This window comes from Streptomyces sp. NPDC054847 (genome assembly GCF_053610925.1).
Genome location: NZ_JBSGZJ010000708.1, coordinates 1 through 2,115, shown reverse-complemented (window position 1 = coordinate 2,115; position 2,115 = coordinate 1). Strand labels below are relative to the sequence as shown.

Below are 2,115 nucleotides of genomic sequence, written 5' to 3'. Positions count from 1 at the left end.
CCCCGAGGGGTTCCGGCCCGCCGCCTGCGACAAGCGTCCGTCAGCCGCGCAGGGCCTGGACCGCGGCCTCGAGCCGCTTGCCGAAGTCGCCGTCCGCCTGGCGGAAGTTGTTGATCGCGCGCTCGGCGATGTCGTCACGCGACACCTTGGCGATGAAGCCCGCCAGGTTGTCGATCAGACGGCCCTTCTCGTCCTCGGACATCAGGCGGTAGAGGTTGCCCGCCTGGACGAAGTCGTTGTCCTCGGAGTGGACCGGGGCCGCGTGGTCACCGGTCACGCCGGTCACCGGGATCGGCTGCCACAGCGGGCGGTCCGTCTGGTGCGGGCCGCCGAAGCTGTTCGGCTCGTAGTTCTTCGCACCCTTGTGGCGGCCGTCATACAGGAAGCCGTCACGGGAGTTGGTGCGCGCCTCGGTGGCGTGCGGGCGGTTCACCGGCAGGTGGTCGGCGTTGATGCCGACGCGGTAGCGGTGGGCGTCGCCGTACGCGAAGAGACGGCCCTGGAGCATCTTGTCCGGGGAGGGACCGATGCCCGGCACGAAGTGGGCGGGGCTGAAGATGGACTGCTCGACCTCGGCGAAGATGTTCTCCGGGTTGCGGTTGAGCTCCAGCTTTCCGATCTCGATCGGCGGGTAGTCCGCGTGCGGCCACACCTTCGTGAGGTCGAACGGGTTGAAGCGGTAGGTCGCCGCCTCGGCCGCGGGCATGATCTGGACCTGCACGGTCCATGTCGGGAAGTCGCCGCGCTCGATGGCCTCACGCAGGTCGCGCTGGTGCGAGTCGGGGTCCTCGCCGGCGAGCTTGTTGGCCTCGGCCTGGGTGAGGTTCTTGATGCCCTGGTCGGTCTTGAAGTGGTACTTGACCCAGAAGACCTCGCCGGCCTCGTTGTTCCACTGGTAGGTGTGGGACCCGAAGCCGTCCATGTGGCGGTAGGAGGCGGGGATGCCGCGGTCACCGAACAGCCAGGTCACCTGGTGGGTGGACTCGGGCGAGAGCCCCCAGAAGTCCCAGACGTTGTCCGCCTCCTGGGATCCGGTGTACGGGTCGCGCTTCTGGGTGTGGATGAAGTCGGGGAACTTGATGGCGTCCTTGATGAAGAACACCGGGGTGTTGTTGCCGACGAGGTCGTAGTTGCCCTCTTCGGTGTAGAACTTCAGCGCCCAGCCGCGCGGGTCGCGCACCGCGTCCGCCGCGCCGAGGTTGCCGGCGACGGTCGAGAACCGCAGGAAGGTCTCGGTCTGCTTTCCGACCTCGGAGAGGAACTTGGCACGGGTCCACTGCGAGACGTCGCGGGTCAGCGTGAAGGTGCCGTAGGCGCCCGCGCCACGCGCGTGGACGACACGCTCCGGGATGCGCTCACGGTTGAAGTGCGCGAGCTTCTCCAGCAGCAGCTGGTCCTGGACAAGCACCGGCCCGCCGACGCCCGCGGTCTCGCTGTTCTGGTTGTCGGCGACCGGAGCCCCGGCCTCCGTGGTGAGCGGTCCCTGCGTCACGTGCGCCTCCTGCGTCATGTACTGCCCAGTCGTTCGTGCACACGACCTGTCCTTGGCGTGCGCTGGTCCCGATCCTACAATGGACAATATCTAAGTCAAGCGAACATCCAAAGTCACACTTGTTCGGGACACGGTTCCCACCACTGTTAGGCTGGTGCTCATGAGTGACCTGTTGGAACGACTTCGCGGACGCGGCTGGCGCATGACCGCCCAGCGGCGTGTCGTGGCCGAGGTCCTCGACGGCGAACACGTGCATCTGACCGCCGACGAGGTGCACGCCCGAGCGGTGAGGCTGCTGCCCGAGATCTCCCGGGCGACCGTCTACAACACCCTGGGCGAACTGGTGAGCCTCGGTGAGGTGCTCGAGGTGTCGACCGACCGCCGCGCCAAGCGGTACGACCCGAACGCCCACCGCCCCCATCAGCACCTGGTCTGCGCCCGCTGCGGCGCGATCCGCGACGTGCACCCGGTGGGCAACCCGCTGGCCGACCTTCCGGACACGGAGCGCTTCGGCTTCACCATCTCCGACGTCGAGGTGACGTACCGCGGCACGTGTCCGAACTGCGCCGCCGGGTGACGTAGGCGACAGGCAACGAAGAGGCCCCCGATGTGCGCATCGGGGC

General features: G+C 67.8%; 2 protein-coding genes. One reads left to right on the top strand and one right to left on the bottom strand.

The window, feature by feature from the left end:
- Positions 1-40 precede the first annotated feature (40 nt).
- Positions 41-1,492: a catalase gene (locus ACWGH4_RS34495; RefSeq protein WP_453467782.1), complete on the bottom strand. Its 1,452-nt coding sequence runs from the start codon at positions 1,490-1,492 to the stop codon at positions 41-43.
- Between the two features lie 160 nt (positions 1,493-1,652).
- Here ACWGH4_RS34495 and ACWGH4_RS34490 point away from each other — a divergent pair, with 160 nt between their 5' ends.
- Positions 1,653-2,069 (top strand): transcriptional repressor, encoded by a 417-nt coding sequence (locus tag ACWGH4_RS34490; RefSeq protein WP_441264100.1) that lies wholly within the window; start codon positions 1,653-1,655, stop codon positions 2,067-2,069.
- The last annotated feature ends 46 nt before the right edge of the window (positions 2,070-2,115 follow it).